The sequence below is a fragment of the Streptomyces sp. FXJ1.172 genome (assembly GCF_001636945.3).
Classification (GTDB): domain Bacteria; phylum Actinomycetota; class Actinomycetes; order Streptomycetales; family Streptomycetaceae; genus Streptomyces.
On the sequence record NZ_CP119133.2, the window covers coordinates 8701764 to 8726978 of the forward strand.

Below are 25215 nucleotides of genomic sequence, written 5' to 3' on the forward strand. Positions count from 1 at the left end.
TCATTTCCGGAACTCCGTCTCGGGGGTGTCCAGCGCGAGCTGTACGAGATCGTCGAGGCCCATCGTGGCGATCGACGCCTGCTCGCTCCCGGCCTCGCCCCCGCTGCCGTCCGTGGTGTCACCGGCTTCGGCGAGCCGGAGCAGGACGTCGACCAGACCGGCCTCGCGCAGCCGCTCAAGGGACAGGGACATGAGCGCCTCGCGTACGGCGGTCTCCTGCGGGTCGACGTGCGGGACCGCGCCGATCTGGGGTTCCAGCCCGGTGCGCAGGTGCTCGGCGAGGCGAGCCGGGGTCGGATAGTCGAAGACGAGGCTGGGCGGCAGCCGCAGCCCGGTGGCGGCATTGAGCAGATTGCGCAGCTCGACCGCGGTGAGGGAGTCGAATCCCAGCTCGTTGAAGGCGTGGTCGGGGGCGATGGAGGCGGACGAGGCGTGCCCGAGGACGTTGGCCGCCTGCGTCCGTACCAGCTCCAGGAGTTCCCGGTTCCGGTCGGCTTCGGGCAGTGCGGCGAGCCGCCGTACGAGCACCGCCCCGCCCTCGTCGCCACCCTGGTCCGCGGCCCGTCGGGCGGACGTACGGACCAGGCCGCGCAGTACGCCGGGCAGCACCCCGGCCTCGGCCAGGCCCCGCAGGGCCGACGGGTCGAGCTGGACGGGTGCGATGCAGGCCTCGTCCAGCGTGCAGGCGGTGTCGAACAGGGCGAGCCCCTGCTCGGCGGAGATCGGCACCACTCCGCTGCGGGACATCCGGCGTCGCTCGCCCTCGTCCAGATGCCCGGTCATACCGGTCGCGTCGGCCCACAGACCCCATGCCAGCGAGAGGGCCGGCAGGCCCTGCGCGTGCCGGTGGCGGGCCAGCGCGTCGGTGAACACGTTCGCCGCCGCGTAGTTGGCCTGGCCGGGATTGCCGAACAGGCCGGCGATCGAGGAGAAGAGGACGAACGCCGTCAGGTCATGATCCCGGGTCAGCTCGTGCAGGTTCACGGCGGCATCCGTCTTCGGCCGCATGACCCAGTCGACGCGCTCCGGAGTCATCGCGCCGATCACACCGTCGTCGAGCACACCAGCCGTGTGCACGACCGCCCGCAGCGGGTGCGCGGCCTCGATGCCGTCCAGCACGCCGGCCAGCGCGTCCCGGTCCGCCACATCGCAGGCCACCACCACGGCATCGGCGCCCAACTCTCCCAATTCGGCGATGAGTTCGGCCGCGCCGGGAGCGTCCGCGCCGCGCCGGCTGGTCAGCAGCAGATACCGCACGCCGTACCGGGTCACCAGGTGCCGGGCGAAGAGAGCCCCCAGCGTGCCGGTGCCGCCGGTGATGAGGACGGTGCCGGACGGGTCCCAGACGGGGACGGCGGCCTCGGCCGGTACGGCGACCCGGGCGAGCCGCGGCACGAGCACGGCCCCGTCGCGCACGGCGAGCTGCGGCTCGCTCACCGACAGGGCGGCAGCGACCGCACCCGGCAGCGCGGTCACGGAGGACCGCCGGTCGTCCACGTCCAGCACGACGAATCGCCCGGGATTCTCGGATTGCGCCGAACGCAACAGCCCCCACGCCGGGGCCTGCACCAGATCAGCGACATCCGTGTCGGCGTCCGTGGCGACCGCGCCCCGCGTGATCACGACCAGCGGAGTCGACTCCAGCCGCGGATCGGCCAGCCACGCCTGCACCTCCGACAGCACCACGGAGGTGGCCGCGCGGGCGTCCGCAGCGACATCGCCGCCGGACGCCGGGGAGCAGGCCAGCAGCACCACGTCCGGCACGTCGTCGCCCGAGTCCAGCGCCTGGGCCAGGCTCGCGACATCGGCATGGGCCGCCGCACGCAGGCCGGTCGCCAGCACCGCCGACACCAGTGCTTCGGCCTCCCGCCCGAGCACGACCCAGCCCCCGGCCGGATCCGCACCGGCGCCGGTGCTGCGAATCGGCTCCCACACCGAGCGGAAGAGGTCCCGCTCGGACTGCTGCGTACGAGGCAACTGCCCGGGCGAGACGGGACGCGACACCATCGAGCCCACGGAAGCGACCGGCCGCCCCATGGCATCCGCGAGCCGCAGGGCCACCGCGTCCGTGTCGGCCTGCGACAGCCACACCCGCAGCGTCCGGGCGCCCACGGCACGCAGCGAGACATCACTCCACGCGAACGGCAGCCGTACCCGCTCGGTGTCGGCGAAGAAGTCCCCCACACCGATCGCATGCAGCGAGGCGTCGAGCAGCGCCGGATGCACCCCGAACCGCCCCGCCTCCTCCCGCGCCTCGTCCGGCAGGGCCACCTCGGCGTAGACGTCCTGCCCATGGCGCCAGGCCGCCCGCAGACCACGGAACACCGGCCCATAGCCGTGTCCGACCTCGGCCAGACCCTCGTAGAAGCCGTCCAGGTCCACCGGCTCGGCACCGGCGGGAGGCCACACCGTCAGGTCGAACGGTGTCGCGTCGGCCTGCTTCGCCAGCACGCCGCTCGCGTGCCGTGTCCACGCATCAGCATCCTCCGTGTCGCCCTCGGGCCGCGAGTACACGTGCAGCGCCCGGCGCCCGGTCCCATCGGCCTCGCCGATCACCACCTGGGTCCGCAGCGCTGCCCGTTCCGGCAGGACCAGCGGCGCTTCGAGGGTCAGCTCCTCCAGGCACTCGCAGCCGACCTCGTCTCCGGCCCGCAACGCCAGCTCCACGAACGCCGCCCCCGGAAGCAGCACGGTACCCAGCGCCACATGGTCCGCCAGCCACGGGTGCGTACGCAGCGAAAGCCGCCCGGTGAGCACGAGTTCATCCCGTCCGGCCGGACGAACCACGGCCCCGAGCAGCGGATGTCCCGGTGCCGACAGCCCCGCCGCCGCGACATCGACGGGACCGCCCTGACCCTGCTCCAGCCAGTAGCGCTCCCGCTGGAACGCGTACGTCGGCAGGGCCGCTGCCCGCGCGGATCGCAGCGCGGGCAGCGACGCCCAGTCGACCGGCAGACCTCGAGTCCATGCGGTGGCGAGTGCGGTGTGGAGCTGGGTGAGGCCGCCGTGGTCGCGGCGGAGCGTGCTGGTGATCGTGGTGTCCAGGCCGGAGTCCTGCACCGTTTCTTCGAGGGCCAGGGTGAGGACGGGGTGGGCGGTGGTTTCGATGAAGTGGCGGTGGCCGTCGCCGAGAAGAACACGAATCGTCTCTTCGAAGCGGACGGTGTGGCGGAGGTTGGTGTACCAGTAGTCGGCGTTGAGTGTGGTGCCGTCGATGGGTTGGGTGGTGACGGTGGAGTAGAGGGGGATGGTGGTGGGTTGGGGGTTGATGTCGTGGGCGGCGGTGAGGACTTGGGTGTGGATGGTTTCGACTTGGGGGGAGTGGGAGGCGTAGTCGACGGGGATGCGGCGGGCGCGGATGCCGTGTTGTTCGCAGGTGGTGTGGAGTTGGTCGAGGGCTTGGGGGGTGCCGGAGACGACGGTGGAGTGGGGTCCGTTGACGGAGGCGATGGAGAGGTCTTGGCCCCAGGGTTGTATGAGGTCCAGTGCGTGGTCGTGGGTGGTGGCGAGGGAGGTCATGCCGCCTTTGCCGGCGAGCGGCAGGAGTGCTTGGGAGCGGAGGGCGACGATGCGTGCGGCGTCCTCGAGGGTGAGGGCTCCGGCGATGTGGGCGGCGGCGATTTCGCCTTGGGAGTGGCCGATGACGGCGTCGGGTTGGATGCCGTGGTGCTGCCAGAGGGCGGCGAGGGAGATCATGACGGCGAAGAGTGCGGGTTGGACGACGTCGACGCGGTCGAGGCCTGGGGCGTCGTCGGTGCCGCGCAACACGTCCGTCAGGGACCAGTCGACGTGGGGCGCGAGAGCGGTCTCGCATTGGGCGATGCGGGCTGCGAACACCGGTGCGGTGTCGAGGAGTTCGCGGCCCATGCCGATCCACTGCGAGCCCTGCCCCGGAAACACGAACACCGCCCCCGGCCCCTGATGGGCCGAGCCGGACACGACTTGCGGGGTGGCGTCCCCGGATGCCAGCGCCTCCAGGCCCTTTACGGCACCGGCGAGATCCTCGGCCAGGATCACACCACGGTGTTCCAGGGCAGCGCGTGTGGTGGCGAGGGCGCGGCCGATGCCGGCGAGGTCGGCGTCGGGAGCGGACGAGAGCCGCGAACGGAGCCGTGCCGCCTGGGCCCGTAGCGCCTCGGGGCTCTTGCCGGACAGCACCCACGGGACCGGCGCCGATCCATTCTCGACGTGCGGCGCTACGGCGGTCTCGTCCGTGGCCTGGCCCCTGGCCTCGTCCTCCTCGGGACGCGGTGCCTCCTCGAGGATCACATGGGCGTTGGTGCCGCTCATGCCGAAGGAGGAGACGCCGGCGCGGCGCGGGCGGTCCGACGCGGGCCAGGCAGCCGGTTCGGTGAGGAGGGAGATGCTGCCCGACGCCCAGTCGACATGGGGCGTGGGCTCGTCCAGGTGCAGGGTGCGGGGCAGGACGCCGTGCCGCATCGCGAGGACGGTCTTGATGAGGCCGGCCATGCCGGCGGCGGCCTGCGTGTGGCCGATGTTCGACTTCACCGAGCCGAGACGGAGCGGGCGTTCCGCAGGACGGTCCTGCCCGTACGTTGCCAACAGGGCCTGCGCCTCGATCGGATCACCGAGCGCGGTGCCCGTGCCGTGCGCCTCGACCATGTCGATGTCACCGGGTGTGAGGCGGGCGTTGGTGAGCGCCTGCCGGATGACGCGCTGCTGGGAGGGGCCGTTGGGAGCGGTCAGACCGTTGCTGGCGCCGTCCTGGTTGACGGCCGAGCCGCGGATCACCGCGAGGATCTCCCGGCCGTTGCGGCGCGCGTCCGAGAGGCGCTCCACGAGCAGGGCACCCACGCCCTCCGCGAAGCCGAAGCCGTCCGCCGCAGCCGAGAAGGGCTTGCAGCGGCCGTCGGCGGCCAGCCCACGCTGACGGCTGAACTCGATGAACGCCAACGGCGACGGCAGCACCGTCACCCCGGCGACGATCGCGAGCGAGCACTCACGGGCCCGCAGCGCCTGCTCGGCCCAGTGCAGGGCGACCAGCGAGGAGGAGCAGGCGGTGTCGACCGTGACCGCCGGCCCTTCCAGACCCAGGATGTACGAGACCCGGCCCGAGGCGACGCTGGCAGAGGTGCCGGTGCCCAGATACCCCTCCACGCCCTCGGGGGCGTCGGTCACCTGTGCGCCGTAGCCGGAGGCCACGTGGCCGACGAAGACGCCGGTACGGCTGCCGCGCAGGGACTGGGGGTTGATCCGGGCCCGCTCCAGCACCTCCCACGACGCCTCCAGGACCAGCCGCTGCTGCGGGTCCATGGCGAGCGCTTCCCGCGGCGAGATGCCGAACAGGCCGGCGTCGAAGTCACCGACGTCGTGCAGGAAGCCGCCCTCGCGCGCGTAGGACGTACCGGCACGGCCGGGATCCGTGTCGTACAGGGCGTCCAGGTCCCAGCCGCGATCCGTCGGCATCCCCGATATCGCGTCACGACCCTCGGAGACCAACTCCCAGAACTCCTCCGGGGAGTCGGCCCCACCCGGGAACCGGCAGGCCATGCCGACGATCGCGATCGGCTCGCTCTGCGCCTCCTGGGTCTCCCGCAGCCGCCGGCGCGTGTCGTGCAGATCCGTGGTGACCCACTTGAGATAGTCGCGGAGCCGTTCCTCGTTCGAGAGCGCGCCGTTGCGCGGCGCGGAGGTCTCGTGCGACACGAGGCTTTCGTTCGCGGCGGACTGTTCATTCGGCATGGCAACCCCCTTGGACACGTGAAAGACGGGCGGGCACAGACACTTGGACCCTCATGGGCGGCCGAACTCCTCGCGGATGAAGTCGAAGAGGTCGTCGTCCGACGCCGACCTGAGCTTCTCGGCGACGGACTCGCCCCCGGCCGGACCATCCCCGTCGGCCGGCCGGCGGGAGTCGTTCCACCGGGAGAGCAGATCCTGCAGCCGGTCGGCGATGACCCGGTGGTCCTCGTCGGCGGCGTCCAGGGCGAACAGGCCCGCCTCGACGCGGTCGAGATCGCTCTGGAGGACGGCCACGGCGTCCGCCTCGCCCAACGCCATCTCCGTACGCAGGAGTTCGACGACCGAGACCGGCGTCGGATGGTCGAAGACCAAGGTGGCCGGCAGTGGAAGGCCCGTCGCCGAGGTCATCCGGTTGCGGAACTCGACCGCCGTCAGGGAGTCGAACCCCAGCTCCTTGAAGGCGCGGGCACCGCCGACCGCCTCGGCCGAGCCGAGCCCCAGCACCGCGGCCGCGTGCGTGCGCACGAGATCCGACAGCACCCGATCGCCCTCGGCCTTGGGCAACGCGGCGATCCTCTCCCGCAGCGCGGCGGACGCGGCGGCGTTCTCGGCCGGCTGATCGGCTCCGGGCCGTACGACGGCCTCCGCCGCCTCCGGAATCTCGTCGAACAGCCGGCTGGGCCGGGGCGCCGTGAAGACCCGGGCGAAGCGCCGCCAGTCGACATCGGCGACCGCGAGCCGGTGCTCCCCGAGATCGAGAGCGTGCCGGAGCGCGAGGAAGGGCAACTCCCATGCGTCCGCGTCCGGTTCGGCCGTTCCGGCATCCCAGGGAACGTGGACGGCTGCCCTGCCCGCGGCGCGCAGGTTGTGCGCATGGGCGTCGAGACGGACGTCCGCCATCGCCTCGGCCGCGAGCCCGGCGGCGCCGACCGCGCCGGCGAACGACGAGAAGAAGACGAAGGTGGTGTCGTCGCCCACGGGAAGCGACGCGAACATGTGCGCTTCGCCCGCGAGGCCGAGCGCTTCGGTCAGGCCGTCAGGCGTCAGCTCGCGCAGCGCGAGGACTTCCCCTCGGGCGGCGATGTGCACGACGGTCCGTACGGGCGTGTCCGCCGATCCGATCTCCTCGACCACTTCGGGCGGCAACTCCGTCGTCGGGCCGCTGTGTTGGGCATCGGTCGTCGCGTCGACGACCCGTTCCGCGCCCTCACGCACCAGCCAGGCGCCGACCTGGTCGGCCAGGGGACCTGAGGCCCCGGTGATCACGGCGGTGCCCTGTGCGCTCCATACGCGCGTCGGTGTGCCGTCGGGCAGCGGAGCGCGCACCAGACGCCGGGCGAAGACCCCCGAGGCGCGGATCGCCAGCTGGTCCTCACCGCCGGGCTCGGCCAGGACGGCCGCCAGCGAGCGGACGATGTGCTCGTCCACCGAGGCCGTCGACACCGTCGGCACCGTCGACATGGGCGAGGTCTGCGAGGGCGGCGAGGTCACGGCTTCCGTCGCGCTCGGAAGGTCGATCAAGCCACCCCACAGGTCCGGATGTTCGAGAGCCGCCACCCGCCCCAGACCCCAGTTCCCGGACTGTGAAGGACTGATGACGCCATCGGGGGAGGCCGGGACGCAGACGGCACCGCGCGTCAGACACCACAACGAGACGTCCGCGCCGATATCGCCCAGAGCATGGAGCAGAACGAGGTTGCCCTGAGCGGGGAGGAACGAGAGCACGCCGCGGGCGCCCGAGTGGTCGCCGGCGATCGCCGTGATGCGGGCCGCCGGCTCACTGGCGTCGGGGGTCTGCGGATCAACGCTCACGACGATGACTTCGGCCCCCTGACCGGACAGGCCGTCCAGGAGCGAGCGTGTCCAGTCGTCTTCTCCCCGAGCCTCGTCGACCACCGCGATCCACGTGCCCAGCTCCGGTCCCGCCGCGGCCCCCGCCCGGATCGGGACCGGGAACCAGGAGACGGCATAGCGCAGGGCATCCACCGCGGAACGTTCGCGCTGCTTCCTGCGCCAGGCGGAGAGCCCCGGGAGCACCGCGCCCCACCGGTCCACCTCTTCGCCCCTGCTCCCGTTCCACTCCAGCGTGACCGCCAGAGCGTCCAGATCCTCCCGCTCGACCGCCGCCCAGAACCGGCTCTCCGGCACGTCCTCGACGGGGGCGACGGAGTGCGTGGTCCGCGATTCGAGCCAGTAGTGCTCGTGGTCGAAGGCGTACGTGGGGAGGTCGAGGGGGTGGTCGGCAGCGGAGGGCCAGGTGACCTGAGCGCCGTGGACCCACAGCTCGGCCAGGGCCGCGCGGAGAGCGTCCGGTTCGGGGGTGTTCTTGCGGAGGGCGGAGACGGTCAGGGTGTCCGGGAGCGTGGTGCGGGCGAGGGTGGTGAGGGTGGTGTCGGGGCCGAGTTCGAGGAGGCAGGTTACGCCGTGTTGGGTGAGGTGGTGGAGGCTGTCGGTGAAGCGGACGGGTTTGCGGATGTGGTGGGTCCAGTAGTCGGGGGAGGTGAGGTGGTCGGCGGTGTGTCCGGTGGTGTTGGAGATGACGGGGGTGTGGGCGGGTTGGTAGTCGATGGTGGCGGCGATGTGCCGGAATTCGTCGAGGATGGGTTCCATGTGGGGGGAGTGGAAGGCGTGGGAGACGTTGAGGTGGCTGGTTTTGCGGCCGAGGTCACGGAAGTGGTCGGCGATGGTTTCAGCTTTTTGTGTGTCGCCTGAGATGACGGTGGTGTCGGGTGAGTTGAGGGCGGCGATGGCCACGCCTGCTGTGAGGTGTTCGGTGATTTCGGTTTCGGTGGCCTGGATGGCGATCATGGTTCCGCCGGTGGGGGCGGTTTGCATGAGTCGTCCGCGGGCGGTGACCAGGCGGGCTGCGTCGGGCAGGGTCATGACGCCGGCTGCGTGGGCGGCGGTGAGTTCGCCGATGGAGTGGCCGAGGAGGTAGTCGGGTCGCAGGCCGTAGGTGTGGGTGACGAGTCGGTACAGGGCGGTTTCGAGGGCGAAGAGGGCGGGTTGTGCGTATTGCGTCTGCTGCAGCAGTTCTGCGTCGTCGCCGAAGAGTATGTTGCGCAGGGGGCGTGGCAGGTGTGGGTCCAGGGCGTGGAAGGTCTCGTCCAGTGCGGCGGCGAAGACGGGTTCGGTGTCGTACAGCTCCCGTCCCATGCCGGGTCGTTGGGATCCCTGTCCGGTGAACATGAACGCCACCCGCCCAGACCGCACACTCCCGCAGACGACCTGGGCGCTGTCCGCCCCGCTCGCCAGCAGGTCCAGCCCCTCCAGCAACTGCTCCCGCTCACCACCGAGCAGCACGGCCCGGTGCTCCAGTACCGAACGCCCGCGGATGAGGGCCGAACCCACGTCCGCTGGCACCAGATCGGCATGAGACTCGGCGAAGGAGCGCAGGCGCAGTGCCTGGGCGCGCAGTGCCTGGGGAGTCTTGGCGGAGAGTGTCCAGGGCACCTGCGACGGCCGCTCCGTGTGCTCGACGGGCTCCGCGTCGGGGGCGGCCTCCAGGATGACGTGGGCGTTGGTGCCGCTGATGCCGAAGGAGGAGACGCCGGCCCGGCGCGGACGTTCGCTCTCCGGCCAGGACCGCGCCTCGGTGAGCAGTGCCATTGATCCGCTGGACCAGTCGACGTGCGGGCTGGGTTCGTCGACGTGGAGGGTGGGAGGCAGGACGCCGTTCCGCATCGCCACGACCATCTTGATGACGCCCGCCACGCCGGCGGCACACTGCGTGTGCCCGATGTTGGACTTGACCGACCCCAGCCACAGGGGTCGGTCCTGCTCCCGTTCCTGACCGTAGGTGGCGAGGAGCGCCTGGGCCTCGATGGGGTCGCCGAGCGTCGTGCCCGTGCCGTGGGCCTCGACCGCGTCGACCTCGGCAGGCTCGAGGCGGGCATTGGCGAGCGCCTGCCGGATCACCCGCTGCTGGGAGGGCCCGTTGGGCGCGGTGAGGCCGTTGCTGGCGCCGTCCTGGTTGACGGCGGAGCCGCGTACGACGGCGAGGACCCGGTGCCCGTTGCGGCGGGCGTCGGAGAGGCGCTCCACGAGCAGTACACCGGCTCCTTCGGAGAATCCGGTGCCGTCGGCCGAGGCCGCGAACGCCTTGCAGCGGCCGTCCGGCGCGAGCCCCCGCTGCCTGCTGAACTCCATGAACACCTGTGGCGTCGCCATCACGGTCACCCCGCAGGCCAGCGCCAACGAGCACTCGCCGTTGCGCAGGGCCTGACCGGCCAGGTGCAGGGCGACGAGGGAGGAGGAGCAGGCGGTGTCGACCGTCACCGCCGGCCCCTCCAGACCGTAGGTGTAGGCGACGCGCCCGGAGATGACGCTGGTGGCGGCTCCGGTCATCGCATATCCCTCGGCTCCCTCCGGGAGGTCCCGGGCGCCACTGCCGTAACCGGAGGCGGAGGCACCCACGAAGACGCCCGTGTCACCGCCCCGCAGGGCGGCGGGGTCGATCCCGGCGCGCTCGAAGACCTCCCAGGAGGTCTCCAGGAGCAGCCGCTGCTGGGGGTCCATGGCGAGGGCCTCACGCGGCGAGATGCCGAACAGCAACGGGTCGAACTGCCCGGCGTCGTAAAGGAATCCGCCCTGGCTCGTGTACGACGTACCGGCCCGGCCGGGATCCGGATCGTAGAGGCGGGCCAGATCCCAGCCCCGGTCGGCCGGGAAGCCGGAGACGACGTCGAGGCCGTCCGCGACCACGCGCCACAGGTCCTCGGGCGAGCCGACTCCGCCGGGGAAGCGGCAGGCCATGCCGATGATGGCGATGGGTTCGTCGGTTGTGGTGGTGGTTGTGGGTGTTGTGGTGGTCGTGCTGTTGTGTGTGCCGGTGGTTTGTTGGTGGAGGTGGTGGGTGAGGGCGTTGGGGGTGGGGTGGTCGAAGGTGAGGGTGGCGGGGAGTTTGAGTCCGGTGGCGGTGGTGAGTCGGTTGCGGAGTTCGACGCTGGTGAGGGAGTCGAAGCCGAGGTCTTTGAAGGGTTGGTCGGGGTTGATGGTGTCGGGGGTGGTGTGGCCGAGGACGGTGGCGATGTTGGTGCGGACGAGGTCGAGGAGGAGGGCGGTCTGCTCTGCGGTGGAGCGGCCCGCCAGCTTCAGGGCCAGCTCCGAGCGCTCTCCCTGGACGGCGGATTCGGCCGTACGCCGGGACACTCCGCCCACCAACTGCCGCAGCAGCGCGGGAAGTACGCCGGAACCGCCGGCGTGGCGGCGCAGCGTGCCCGTGTCCAGGGCCATGGGGACCAGCAGCGGTTCGTCCATGGTTCGCGCGGTGTCGAAGAGCGCGAGCCCCTGCTCGCTGGGCATGGGCACCAGGCCGGTACGGCTCATCCGCGCCAGGTCGGTGTCCGCGAGACCGCCGGTCATCCCGCTGGCCGACTCCCACTGTCCCCAGGCGAGGCTGGTGGCGGGGAGCTGGTGGGCGTGGCGGTGCTGGGCGAGGGCGTCGAGGAAGGTGTTCGCGGCGGCGTAGTTGCCCTGGCCGGGGCCGCCGAGGACGCCGGCGGCGGAGGAGTAGAGCACGAAGGCGGACAGGTCGAGGTGGCGGGTGAGGTCGTGGAGGTGGAGGGCCGCGTCCACCTTGGGGCGCAGGACACCCTCGAAACGGTCGGGCGTCAGCGCCGGGACGGTGCCGTCGTCGAGGGTAAGCGCAGTGGATGACGGCGGTGAGGGGGTGGTCGGTGGGGATCTGGTCGAGGAGGTGGGTCAGGGCGGTGCGGTCGGCGGTGTCGCAGGTGGCGATGGTGACCTGTGCTCCGAGGTTCCTCAGTTTGTCGACGAGGTCGGTGGCGCCCGGGGCGTGTGGGCCCTGGCGGCTGGTGAGGAGCAGGTGGCGGGTGCCGTGGGTGGCGAGGTGGTGTGCGGTGAGGGCGCCGAGGGTGCCGGTGCCGCCGGTGATGAGGACGGTGCCGTCGGGGTTGAGGGGCTGGGGTATGCGCAGGACGATCTTGCCGGTGTGGCGGGCCTGGCTCATGTGCCGGAAGGTCTCCGGGGCACGCCGGATGTCCCGTACGTCGAGCGGCAGATGCTCGAGTGCCCCCTCCTCGAGGAGTTGGACGATCTCGCGGAGGATCTGCCCGAGGCGTTCGGGTCCGGCTTCCGGGAGGTCGAACGCCTGGTACGAGACTCCGGGCAGCTCGCGGATGTCGGTCTTGCCCATCTCGATGAACCGGCCGTCTGCCGCCAGGAGTTCGAGGGAGGCGTCGATGTATTCGCCGGTGAGGGAGTTGAGGACGACGTCGACCTCGCCGAACTGCTCGCGGAAGTCGAGGGTGCGGGAGGAAGCGATGTGGTCGTCGTCCAGGCCGAGGCCGCGCAGGGTGTCCCATTTGGCGGGGGCGGCGGTGCCGTAGACCTCGGCGCCCCACAGACGGGCGAGTTGCACGGCGGCCATGCCGACACCGCCGGCCGCGGCATGGACGAGCACGGACTCCCCGGCCCGCAGACCGGCCAGGTCACGCAACCCGTAGTACGCCGTCAGGAAGGCGACGGGCACGGCGGCGGCCTGCTCGAACGACCACCCGTCGGGAATGCGCGCGAGAACCCGCTGATCGACCACGGAAGTGGTGGCGAGAGACGCCGGAAGCATCCCCATGACGCGATCGCCGACCTTGAAGTCCGCGGTGCCCGGTCCGACTTCGCTGACGATCCCCGCCCCTTCGCTGCCCATGACTCCCGAGCCGGGGTACATGCCCAGCGCGAGCAGGACATCACGGAAGTTGAGTCCGGCGGCGCGGACGGAGACACGGACCTGACCCGGACCGGCCGGCTCCAGCACCTCGGGATGAGGCACGGCGGTCAGGTCGTCCAGCGTCCCGGTGCCTCGAGTGTCGAGACGCCATGCGAGCGTGCCGCCCGGCACCGAGACGGCGCTGGCCGGATCAGCGGGCAGCAGGCGCGGTACGAGTATCTCGCCTTCACGCAGAACCAGTTGGCTCTCGGCCGAAGCGAGCGCGGGCGCGAGGAGCGCGTAGGAGGCGTCGGCGTCGGTGTCGACAAGGACGAACCGGCCGGGGCTCTCGCTCTGCGCCGACCGCAACAGCCCCCACACGACCGACTGTTCCAGACCGGGCACGGCGTCCGAGCTGCGGGCCGCGACCGCGCCACGGGTGAGCACCACCAGAGGGGACACGTCGTCAGCCTGGTCCCGCGCCAGCCAGGCCTGTGCCGTGGCGAGCGCGTTACGGGCCAGCTCGTGAGCCGCCTCGGCCCTGTCGGCCGCGGAGACCTCGGGAAGGACGTACAGCACAGCGTCCGGCAGCGCGGTACCAGCCTCCACCGCCGCGTTCAGAGCGGCGAGGCCGGCGAAGGGCTGGACCGTGGCGTCGGCGTCCCGAAGCGCCGAGACCAGGCGGGCAGAGGGCTCGCCGAGCACCGCGTACGACCGCGGGAGCGGCTCGGTGCGGACATCCACCGGCTGCCACTCCAGCCGGTACAGCGAGTCGCCCGCGGCGGGCGAGCCGGGAGCGTCGGGAAGACGGTCCGCCGACACGGGCCGGGTGACGATCGCGTCGGCGGCGAGCACCGTACGCCCGGAAGTATCGGCGACCGTGAGCGTCAACGTGACGTCCTGACCAGAGGAGAGCGGGCTCCGGGCGACGCGCACGCGCAGAGCGGACGCGCCGACGGCGTGCAGTTCGACGCCGTTCCACGCGAACGGCATGCGCAGCCGTTCACCCTCGCCGTAGAAGTCACCGAAGCCCGCCGCGTGCAGGGCGGAATCCAGGAGCGCCGGGTGCAGGCCGTACCGGCCCGCCTCATCACGGACCTGCTCGGCCAGCGCGACCTCGGCACAGATCTCGTCACCGACTCGCCATGCGGCCCTGAGGCCCTGGAACGCGGGCCCGTAGCCGTAGCCGGTGGCCGCGGCGTCCGCGTAGAAGTCCGCCACGTCGACGGGCTCGGCACCGTCCGGCGGCCAGGAGACCGGCCCGGACTCGTGGGCGCCGCTCGCCGTCGCCAGGACGCCGCTCGCGTGCCGCGTCCAGGCGGCGGACTCGCGGCCTGCCGGACGCGCGTGCACAGAGAGGGTACGGCGGCCTTCGCCGTCGGCAGCCCCGACGCCGATCTGCAGATCCACCGCACCGCCGTGTGGCAGCACGAGCGGCATCTCGAGGGTGAGTTCCTCCAGCCGGCCGCAGTCGACCTCGTCCCCTGCGCGCAGCGCCAGCTCCACGAACGCCGTGCCGGGCAGGATGACGGTCCCCGCCACGGCGTGGTCCGCCAGCCACGGAACCCCGTCACTGGAGATACGTCCCGTCAACAACGCCCCGTCCTCGCCCGCAAGACTGACGGCGGCACCCAGCAGGGGGTGGTGGGTGGCCTCCAGCCCGACGGAGGCGACGTCGCCGGTCCCGCCACGGGCGGTGATCCAGTAGCGCTGGTGGTCGAAGGCGTACGTGGGGAGGCCGATCGGGCGGCCGGTGGTCCCGGGCCAGGTGACGTCGGTGCCCTGCACCCACAGCTCGGCGAGGGCCGCACGGAGGGCAGTCGGCTCGGGCGTGTTCTTACGGAGGACGGCGGTGGCCTGCGTATGTTCCAGGGTGGTGCGGGCGAGGGTGGTGAGGGTGGTGTCGGGGCCGAGTTCGAGGAGTGTGGTGACGCCGTGTTGGGTGAGGTGGTGGAGGCTGTCGGTGAAGCGGACGGGTTTGCGGATGTGGTGGGTCCAGTAGTCGGGGGAGGTGAGGTGGTCGGCGGTGTGTCCGGTGGTGTTGGAGATGACGGGGGTGTGGGCGGGTTGGTAGTCGATGGTGGCGGCGATGTGCCGGAATTCGTCGAGGACGGGTTCCATGTGGGGGGAGTGGAAGGCGTGGGAGACGTTGAGGTGGCTGGTTTTGCGGCCGAGGTCACGGAAGTGGTCGGCGATGGTTTCAGCTTTTTGTGTGTCGCCTGAGATGACGGTGGTGTCGGGTGAGTTGAGGGCGGCGATGGCCACGCCTGCTGTGAGGTGTTCGGTGATTTCGGTTTCGGTGGCCTGGATGGCGATCATGGTTCCGCCGGTGGGGGCGGTTTGCATGAGTCGTCCGCGGGCGGTGACCAGGCGGGCTGCGTCGGGCAGGGTCATGACGCCGGCTGCGTGGGCGGCGGTGAGTTCGCCGATGGAGTGGCCGAGGAGGTAGTCGGGTCGCAGGCCGTAGGTGTGGGTGACGAGCTGGTACAGGGCGGTTTCGAGGGCGAAGAGGGCGGGTTGTGCGTACTGTGTCTGCTGCAGCAGTTCTGCGTCGTCGCCGAAGAGTATGTTGCGCAGGGGGCGTGGCAGGTGTGGGTCCAGGGCGTGGAAGGTCTCGTCCAGTGCGGCGGCGAAGACGGGCTCGGTGTCGTACAGCTCCCGTCCCATGCCGGGCCGTTGGGATCCCTGCCCGGTGAACATGAACGCCACCCGCCCAGACCGCACACTCCCGGTCACGACGCCGGGATGTGGCCGGCCGGCGCTGAGTGCGTCCAGGGCCCGCACCAGACTGTCGCGGTCGTCGCCGAGCAGGACCGCACGCTGGTCGAGAGCGGCGCGGGAGGTCAGCAGTGCCGTACCCACAGCCGTCGCGTCGAGGTCCGGACGCGTGCGTACGAATGCGGCGATCCGCTCCGCCTGTCCGCGCAGGGCCGTCTCCGACTTGCCCGACAGCACCCAGGGGATCGAGGGGCGGTCGGCGGGAGCGGGCTCCGGCAGGGGCTGGTCGGCCTGTTCGAGGATGACGTGGGCGTTGGTGCCGCTCACGCCGAAGGAGGAGACACCGGCGCGGCGCGGGCGGCCCGTCTCGGGCCACCGCCTCTGCTCGGTGAGGAGGGAGACATGGCCGGCCTGCCAGTCGACGTGCGGTGTGGGTTCGTCCACGTGCAGGGTGCGGGGCAGTACGCCATGCCGTATCGCCATGACCGTCTTGATGATCCCGGCCATGCCGGCGGCGGCCTGGGTGTGGCCGATGTTGGACTTCACCGAGCCCAGCCACAGCGGCCGGTCCTGTTCCCGCTCCTGGCCGTAGGTGGCGAGGAGCGCCTGGGCCTCGATCGGGTCGCCGAGGGTCGTGCCGGTGCCGTGCGCCTCGACGGCGTCCACGTCCGCGCCCGACAGCCGGGCGCCGGCGAGGGCCTGGAGGATGACCTGCTGCTGAGCGGGGCCGCTCGGCGCGGTGAGGCCGTTGCTGGCACCGTCCTGGTTGATGGCGGAGCCGCGGACGACGGCCAGGACCTCGTGTCCGTTGCGGCGCGCGTCCGACAGGCGCTCCAGCAGCAGCATGCCGACGCCCTCCGAGAAGCCGGTGCCGTCGGCCGCCGCGGCGAAGGACTTGCAGCGGCCGTCCGCCGCGAGCCCGCGCTGCCGGCTGAACTCCTGGAAGAGCGTGGGCAGGGCGAGGACCGCGACGCCACCGGCCAACGCGACAGAGCACTCCTCCTGCCGCAGCGCACGACAGGCGAGGTGGAGCGCGACCAGGGAGGACGAGCAGGCGGTGTCGACGGTGACGGCCGGTCCCTCCAGACCGAAGGCGTACGAGATGCGGCCGGACGCGACCGCGGGCGCCACACCCGTCATGGTGTAACCCTCGGCGCCCTCCGGCACGTCCTGGGCGCCGCTGCCGTAGCCGGACGGCGAGACACCGACGAAGACGCCGGTGCGTGTGCCTGCCAGGGAGGTGGGGTCGATGCCCGAGCGTTCCAGGACCTCCCAGCAGCTCTCCAGCAGCAGCCGCTGCTGCGGGTCCATGGCGAGGGCCTCGCGCGGCGAGATGCCGAAGAGCGCGGCGTCGAAGTCCCCGGCCGCGCTGATGAAGCCGCCGTTACGGGTGTACGACGTGCCGGACCGGCCCGGGCCGGTGTCATACAAGGTGTCCAGGTCCCAGCCGCGGTCCTGCGGGAACGACGAGATCGCGTCCCGCCCGGCGGCGACCAACTCCCACAGATCGTCGGGGGAGTTGACGTCACCGGGGAACCGGCAGCCCATGCCGACGATGGCGATGGGCTCCCAGTCCCTGGCCTCGACGGCCTTCAGGCGGCCGCGCGTCTGGCGCAGGTCGGCCGTGACCCGGTTCAGATAGTCGCGCAGCTTCTTCTCGTCGTTCGGCATTGCAGAACCTCCGTGAGGCACGTGCAGTCGGGTCGCGCTGGGGGGTGGGCAGGGCCGGCCGGCGGTCAGGCCGTTCCCAGCTCCCTGTCGATGAGCTGGAACATCTCGTCGTTGGAGACCGCCTCGAGGTCCGTGTCGTCGTCGGCCGCATCCGACGGACCGTCCTTGGTACGGGTCCACTCCCACAGGAGGGACTCCAGACGCTTGGCGATCTTGACGTGGGTGTCGGTGTCCGGCGCGTACGACGACAATGCCCGCTCCAGGTTGTCGAGTTCACCGAACACGGGGTCGGGTGCCTGAGCGTCATCGAGGCCCAGCTCCGCTCGCAGGTGGCTCACCAGTGCCTCGGGCGTGGGATGGTCGAAGACCAGCGCCGCAGGCAGACGCAGGCCGGTGGCCGAACCGATCCGGTTGCGCAGCTCCACCGCCATGAGGGAGTCGAAGCCCAGGTCGCGGAAGGCCCGCGTGGGCTCGACGGCCTCCAGCGTCGCGGCCTTCAGCGCGCCGTGGCTCATCACGGAGGCGGCGTTCTTGCGCACGATCTCCAGCAGCGTCCGGTCACGCTCCGGGCCCGGAAGAGCGGCCAGCCGGCTCAGCAGCCCGGAGGGATCGCTCTCGCCGTCCTGTGACCCCGAACCGCCAGCCGCCTCGAGGGCCGTACGGGCCTCCGCTATCAACTCGAAGCCGTGCGTGGGCCGCTTGGCGTGGAACGCCACCGCGAACCGCTCCCAGTGGATGTCGATGATCACCGGACTCGACTCGTCCCGTTCCAGGGCCTGTTGAAGGGCCGCGGTCGCGACCGCCGGGTCCATCTCATGGATTCCGTGTGTACGGCCGCGCTCCCCGACCCCGCCCTCGGCCATGCCGCCGCCGGACCAGGTGCCCCAGCCGACAGCAGTGGCAGGCCGGCCCTCGGCCCGCCACTGCTCCGCCAGCGCCTCCAGCATGGCGTTGCCCGGGGCGTAGTTGCCGAGGCCGGGCAGACCGAACGTCGAACCGAACGACGAGAACAGCACGAACGCGGACAGGTCCGTGTCCCGGGTGAGTTCATACAGGTGCACGGCGCCGCCCACCTTCACCCGGAGCACCTGCTCCATGCGCTCGGGCGACAACGAGTCGATGACCCCGTCGTCCAGGACGGCGGCGGTGTGCACCACCGCCGTCAACGGCGCATCGGACGGCACCCGTTCGCGCAGCAGCTGCCGTACGGCCTCTTTGTCGGCCACATCGCACGCGGCGACCGTGACCCGCGCGCCCTGGGCGCTCAGATCGGCGACCAGTTCCTCGGCCCCCGGTGCGTCGGCACCCCGGCGGCTCACCAGCAGCAGGTGCCCGGCCCCGCCCCGCGCCAGCCAGCGTGCGACCTGCCGGCCGAGCCCACCGGTGCCGCCGGTGACCAGGACCGTGCCTTCGGGCTTCCACTCCCGGACCACCGGCGCTTGTGCCGAGGAAGCGCGCACGAGCCGTCGTACGAAGACCCCCGATGGCCTGAGCGCCAGCTGGTCCTCGCCCTCGGGACCGGCCAGGACGCCTGCCAGGCGTGCCGCCGTCCGGTCGTCCGCGCTCTCGGGCAGGTCCACGAGCCCCGCCCACAGGTGCGGGTGCTCAAGCCCCGCCACCCGACCGAAGCCCCAGACGGCCGCCTGCCCCGGCGTACCGGGCCTGTCGGAGCCGCCCGCCGAAACCGCCCCGCTGGTCGCGCACCACACGGGCGCCTCCAGACCGAGGTCGAGCAGCGTCTGGACGAGTACCGCTGTGCCTGCCAAAGCGCCCGGCACGGAGGGAAGTTCAGGGTGCGGAGACGAATCAAGGGCGAGCAGGGACAGCACGGCGTCCGGCAACTGCTCCTCGCCCAGCACCTCTTGCACGCGCCGTCCGAGGCGCGACCGGTCGAAGCGGTCCGCGGTGTCCACGGCCAACACCACGACACGGCCGCCGCGCTGCCCGAGGGCCCGGGCGATCGCCGCGGACCAGTCGCCGTCCGCGAGCGGCTCGGGAACGACCAGCAGCCACGTGCCGGTCAGGGACGCGTTCTCGGAGACGGTCGTGGGCTTCCACGTCACCTTGTAGCGCAGGTCGTCGAGCGCCGACTGCTCGCGCTGCTTACGCCGCCAGCCTGCCAGGGTGGGCAACACCTCGCCCCACGCATCGATGGCACTGCCCGCTCCGACGGCCGCCGCGAGAGCCTCGAGATCCTCGCTCTCCACCGCCTCCCAGAACCGTGCGTCGGCCGGACTTCCCCCCATGGAGGGGGCCGCCGCCGCGCTCGGCTCCAGCCAGTACCGCTCGCGCTGGAACGGGTACGTCGGCAGGTCGAGGGGCGGAGTCCGCTCACTCCCGAGAACGGTGGACCAGTTCACCGGCAGACCCCGAGTCCATGCGGTGGCGAGTGCGGTGTGGAGCTGGGTGAGGCCGCCGTGGTCGCGGCGGAGCGTGCTGGTGATCGTGGTGTCCAGGCCGGAGTCCTGCACCGTTTCTTCGAGGGCCAGGGTGAGGACGGGGTGGGCGGTGGTTTCGATGAAGTGGCGGTGGCCGTCGCCGAGAAGAACACGAATCGTCTCTTCGAAGCGGACGGTGTGGCGGAGGTTGGTGTACCAGTAGTGGGCGTTGAGTGTGGTGCCGTCGATGGGTTGGGTGGTGACGGTGGAGTAGAGGGGGATGGTGGTGGGTTGGGGGTTGATGTCGTGGGCGGCGGTGAGGACTTGGGTGTGGATGGTTTCGACTTGGGGGGAGTGGGAGGCGTAGTCGACGGGGATGCGGCGGGCGCGGATGCCGTGTTGTTCGCAGGTGGTGTGGAGTTGGTCGAGGGCTTGGGGGGTGCCGGAGACGACGGTGGAGTGGGGTCCGTTGACGGAGGCGATGGAGAGGTCTTGGCCCCAGGGTTGTATGAGGTCCAGTGCGTGGTCGTGGGTGAGGGCGAGGGAGGTCATGCCGCCTTTGCCGGCGAGCGGCAGGAGTGCTTGGGAGCGGAGGGCGACGATGCGTGCGGCGTCGTCGAGGGTGAGGGCTCCGGCGATGTGGGCGGCGGCGATTTCGCCTTGGGAGTGGCCGATGACGGCGTCGGGTTGGATGCCGTGGTGCTGCCAGAGGGCGGCGAGGGAGATCATGACGGCGAAGAGTGCGGGTTGGACGACGTCGACGCGATCGAGGCCGGGGGCGTTGTCGTTGCCGCGCAGTACGTCGGTGAGGGACCAGTCGACGTGGGGTGCGAGAGCGGTCTCGCATTCGGTGATGCGGGCTGCGAACACGGGTGAGGTGTCGAGGAGTTCGCGGCCCATGCCGGCCCACTGCGAGCCCTGCCCCGGAAACACGAACACGGTCCGCCCCATGGGCAGCGCTGTGCCGTTCACGACGCGGGGATCGGGCGAGCCCTCGGCCAGAGCGGCCAGGGCGGCGACGCGGGCCTCTTGATCATCGGTGATGACGGCGGTGCGGTGTTCGTGGGTCGTGCGGGTGGTGGCGAGGGCGTGGGCGATGTCGGTGGGGTCGAGGTGGGGGTTGTGCGTGATGTGGGTGTGAAGGCGTCGGGCTTGGGCGCGTAGGGCGGCCGGGGTTTTGGCGGAGAGGAGCCAGGGGGTGGCGGGGAGTGGTGTGTGGGTGTTGGTGTTGGGGGTGTCCTGGGTGGGGGCTTGTTCGAGGATGATGTGGGCGTTGGTGCCGCTGATGCCGAAGGCGGAGACGCCGGCTCGGCGGGGGCGGTCGGTGTCGGGCCAGTCGATGGGTTCGGTGAGGAGGGAGACGGCTCCGGTGGACCAGTCGACCTGTGGGGTCGGTTCGTCGATGTGGAGGCTGCGGGGCAGGACCCCGTGCCGTAGGGCCATGACCATCTTGATGATCCCGGCCACCCCCGCTGCCGGACCGGCATGACCGATGTTGGACTTGAGAGACCCCACGTGCAGCGGGCGTTCCGCGGGACGCCCCTGGCCGTAGGTGGCGAGGAGTGCCTGGGCCTCGATCGGGTCGCCCAGCGTCGTACCCGTGCCATGGGCCTCGACCGCGTCGACGTCGCTCGTGGAGAGGCCGGCGTTGTCGAGCGCCAGGCGGATCACCCGTTCCTGGGCGAGGTCGTTGGGTGCGGACAGCCCATTGCTGGCACCGTCCTGATTGATCGCGGACCCGCGTACGACGGCCAGGACCCGGTGTCCGTTGCTCCGGGCGTCCGACAGGCGCTCCACGACGAGCACCGCGACACCCTCCGCCCAGTTGGTGCCGTCGGCGGCCGCGGCGAAGGACTTGCAGCGACCGTCGGCGGCCAGCCCGCGCTGACGGCTGAACTCCGTGAACGCCGTGGGCGTGGGCATCACGGTGACACCGCCTGCCAGCGCCATCGTGCACTCGCCCTGCCGCAGCGCCTGACAGGCCAGGTGCAGCGCCACGAGCGAGGACGAGCACGCCGTGTCGATCGTGACCGCGGGACCCTGCAACCCCAGCGTGTACGAGATGCGGCCCGAGGTCACCGCGGTCATGTTGCCAGTGATGGCGAACCCCTCGGCGCCCTCCGGCACTTCGGCGGCGGGCGAGACGTAGCCCGTGGCCGTCGCGCCGACGAACACACCGGTGTCCGTACCGCGGCGCCGCGCCGGATCGAGGCCCGCCCGCTCGAACGCCTCCCACGAAGCCTCCAGCATCAACCGCTGCTGCGGATCCATCGACACGGCCTCGCGCGGCGAGATCCCGAAGAACCCGGCGTCGAACTCGCCGGCGTCGTAAAGGAATCCGGCCTCCTTGACGTAGGTCTTGCCGGGAGCCTCCGCGTCCGGGTCGTACATGCCCTCGACGTCCCAACCGCGGTCCAGCGGGAACCCTGCGATGGCATCGGTGCCGGAGTCCACGAGATCCCACAGGCCCTCGGGCGAGTCCACACCACCGGGCAGCCGACAGGCCATGCCGATGATCGCGACCGGCTCGCGGCTCGCGGCCTCCGTCTCCTGGAGCTGCCGACGGACCCTGCTCAGGTCGGCGGTGGCCCGCTTCAGGTAGTCCCGCAGCCTGTCTTCGTTGTTCACCACGTCTGCCATCCCGGAGAACTCCTGTATGTCGAGAAGGGATCACCGCGGAGCGGATCAGGCACTGCCCAGCTGTTCGTCGAGGATCTGGAAGAGTTCGTCGTCCGAGGCGGTGTCCAGGGCGACGGCATCGACCTCGCCCCCGACTCCCGCGTCGGCGCCGTCGGAGGCCCCACCGCTCAAGCGCCGTTGCAGCGCGTCCAGCCGCCGGGCGACCAGCTCGCGCGTCGCCTCGTCGAACGACTGCGCCCACAGGCTGTCCTCGAGCAGATCGATGTCGCGGAGCACCGGCGGGCGCGCGGCGGCGGCGTCCTCGTCGGGCCGCAGGACGCCCGCAAGGTACTGGGCCAGCGCTTTGGGACTGGGATGGCTGAAGACGAGCGTGGTCGGCAGCCGCAGCCCCGTGGCTGCGTTGAGCCGGTTGCGCAACTGCATCGCGGTGAGCGAGTCGAAGCCCAGCTCCTTGAACGCGCGCTCCGTGTCGACCGATTCGGGCGCCTCGTGCCCCAGCACCGCGGCCACGCGCGACTGCACCAGCTCGATCAGAATCGTCTCACGGCCCGCCTCGGTCGCACCCGCCAGGGCACGCGCGAGTGCGGTGGCCGCTTCCCCGCTCTCCATCTCCTCCACCGCCACCGTCCCCGCGGCGGCGCTCACCGGGGCGGCACCCGGCTCCAGCCAGTACCGGCGGCGCTGGAACGGATACGTGGGCAGATCCACGGGCATCACACCAGAACCGGCAAGCAGTGAAGTCCAGTTGACATCGACCCCCTGGCTCCATGCGGTGGCGAGCGCGGTGTGGAGCTGGAGGAGACCGCCGTGGTCGCGGCGGAGCGTGCCGGTGACACGGGCTTCGGCTCCGGCCGCCTCGATGACTTCCTCGACGGCGAGGGCGAGGACCGGGTGCGCCGTCGCCTCGATGAAATGGCCGTGGCCTTCGGCGAGCAACTGTCGGGCGGCCTCTTCGAAGCGGACGGTGTGGCGGAGGTTGGTGTACCAGTAGTGGGCGTTGAGTGTGGTGCCGTCGATGGGTTGGGTGGTGACGGTGGAGTAGAGGGGGATGGTGGTGGGTTGGGGGTTGATGTCGTGGGCGGCGGTGAGGACTTGGGTGTGGATGGTTTCGACTTGGGGGGAGTGGGAGGCGTAGTCGACGGGGATGCGGCGGGCGCGGATGCCGTGTTGTTCGCAGGTGGTGTGGAGTTGGTCGAGGGCTTGGGGGGTGCCGGAGACGACGGTGGAGTGGGGTCCGTTGACGGAGGCGATGGAGAGGTCTTGGCCCCAGGGTTGTATGAGGTCCAGGGCTTGGTCGTGGGTGGTGGCGAGGGAGGTCATGCCGCCTTTGCCGGCGAGCGGCAGGAGTGCTTGGGAGCGGAGGGCGACGATGCGTGCGGCGTCGTCGAGGGTGAGGGCTCCGGCGATGTGGGCGGCGGCGATTTCGCCTTGGGAGTGGCCGATGACGGCGTCGGGTTGGATGCCGTGGTGCTGCCAGAGGGCGGCGAGGGAGATCATGACGGCGAAGAGTGCGGGTTGGACGACGTCGACGCGGTCGAGGCCGGGGGCGTTGTCGTTGCCGCGCAACACGTCCGTGAGGGACCAGTCGACGTGGGGCGCGAGAGCGGTCTCGCATTCGGTGATGCGGGCTGCGAACACGGGTGAGGTGTCGAGGAGTTCGCGGCCCATGCCGGCCCACTGCGAGCCCTGACCCGGAAACACGAACACCGTCTTCCCCGGCACTGCCCGGCCCGCCTCGATGGCGTGCGGTGATACGGCCTCGTCCGCGAGTGCGCTCAGCCCGTGCAGGAAAGCGGCCCGGTCGTCGGCTACGACGGCGGTGCGGTGTTCGTGGGTGGTGCGGGTGGTGGCGAGGGCGTGGGCGATGTCGGTGGGGTCGAGGTGGGGGTTGTGCGTGATGTGGGTGTGAAGGCGTCGGGCTTGGGCGCGTAGGGCGGCCGGGGCTTTGGCGGAGAGGAGCCAGGGGGTGGCGGGGAGTGGTGTGTGGGTGTTGGGGGTCTCCTGGGTGGGGGCTTGTTCGAGGATGATGTGGGCGTTGGTGCCGCTGATGCCGAAGGCGGAGACGCCGGCTCGGCGGGGGCGGTCGGTGTCGGGCCAGTCGATGGGTTCGGTGAGGAGGGAGACGGCTCCGGTGGACCAGTCGACCTGTGGGGTCGGTTCGTCGATGTGGAGGCTGCGGGGCAGGACCCCGTGCCGTAGGGCCATGACCATCTTGATGATCCCGGCCACCCCCGCGGCGGCCGAGGTGTGACCGATGTTCGACTTCACCGAGCCCAGCCACAGCGGCTGCTCCGCGGGACGCCCCTGGCCGTAGGTGGCGAGGAGTGCCTGGGCCTCGATCGGGTCGCCCAGCGTCGTACCCGTGCCATGGGCCTCGACCGCGTCGACCTGTTCGGGCGACAGACGGGCGTTCTGGAGCGCCTGCCGGATCACCCGCTCCTGTGACGGTCCGTTCGGCGCGGCGAGCCCGTTGCTGGCGCCGTCCTGGTTGACGGCCGATCCGCGTACGACGGCCAGGACCTGGTGTCCGCTGCGGACGGCGTCGGCCAGCCGCTCGACCAGGAGCATGCCCGCGCCCTCGGCCGGGCCGAAGCCGTCGGCGGACGCGGCGAACGCCTTGCAGCGGCCATCCGGAGCGAGCCCCCGCTGGCGGCTGAACTCCACGAAGCCGGACGGGTTGGACATCACCGTGACCCCGCCGACCAGCGCCGCCTCGCACTCGCCCCGGCGCAGGGCATGGGCCGCCAGGTGCAGGGCCACGAGCGACGACGAGCAGGCCGTGTCGACCGTGAGCGCGGGGCCTTCCAGGCCGAACGTGTAGGCGAGGCGGCCTGAGAGCACGCTCGCGAAGTTGCCGGTGCCGAAGTAGCCCTCGACGGCTTCGGGAACGCGGGCGTGGCCCCAGGTGTAGTCGACGTTGCTGATCCCGGCGAACACACCGGTGCGGCTGCCGGCGAACGACTCGGGCTTCAGCCCCGCGTGCTCGAACGTCTCCCAGGCGACCTCCAGCATGATGCGCTGCTGCGGGTCCATGGCGAGGGCCTCGCGCGGCGAGATGCCGAAGAAGTCGGCGTCGAACTCCGTCGCGTCATACAGGAAACCGCCCTCCCGGACGTAGTTCCGGCCGGGGCTGTCGGGGTCGGGGTCGTAGAGTTCCTCGGTGTTCCAGCCGCGGTCGTCGGGGAACTTCGAGATGGCGTCCCCGCCCTCGGCCAGCAGCCGCCACAGGTCGTCGGCGGAGTGCACCTCTCCCGGGTAACGGCAGGCCATGCCGACGATCGCGATCGGCTCCGTGTCCGAGGCCTCGGCTTCCCGCAGGCGCCGCTGCGCCTGCTTCAGGTCGGCGGTGACCCGCTTCAGGTATGCGAGGAGCTTCTCTTCCGTGCTCGGCATCCGTGACACCTCCGTACATGCCGTGGCGTGCTGATCAGGACGGTC

Annotated in this window: 3 protein-coding genes and 3 pseudogenes; all 6 read right to left on the reverse strand. The window is 71.3% G+C overall.

Translation table 11 applies throughout. From position 1 onward, the window contains the following. Window positions 1-5721, reverse strand: coding sequence for an SDR family NAD(P)-dependent oxidoreductase (locus A6P39_RS39345; protein ID WP_443053030.1), 5721 nt, complete (start codon window positions 5719-5721; stop codon window positions 1-3). Window positions 5722-5754: 33 nt separating this feature from the next. Beyond that, complete coding sequence (locus A6P39_RS39350) at window positions 5755-11067, reverse strand: type I polyketide synthase (protein WP_443053081.1); 5313 nt, start codon at window positions 11065-11067, stop codon at window positions 5755-5757. Window positions 11068-11139: 72 nt separating this feature from the next. Beyond that, window positions 11140-13192: pseudogene (locus tag A6P39_RS45655) on the reverse strand (SDR family NAD(P)-dependent oxidoreductase); the annotation flags it as partial. Then, window positions 13187-16780, reverse strand: a pseudogene (locus A6P39_RS39360) (type I polyketide synthase); the annotation flags it as partial. The pseudogenes A6P39_RS39360 and A6P39_RS45655, both read right to left, overlap by 6 nt. A gap of 44 nt (window positions 16781-16824) precedes the next feature. Next, window positions 16825-21768 carry a type I polyketide synthase gene (locus A6P39_RS39365; protein WP_443053082.1) on the reverse strand — a complete coding sequence of 1648 codons (4944 nt, stop codon included), beginning with the start codon at window positions 21766-21768 and terminating at the stop codon, window positions 16825-16827. 54 nt (window positions 21769-21822) lie between these two features. Next, a pseudogene (locus tag A6P39_RS39370) lies at window positions 21823-25149 on the reverse strand (type I polyketide synthase); the annotation flags it as partial. Window positions 25150-25215 lie beyond the last annotated feature (66 nt).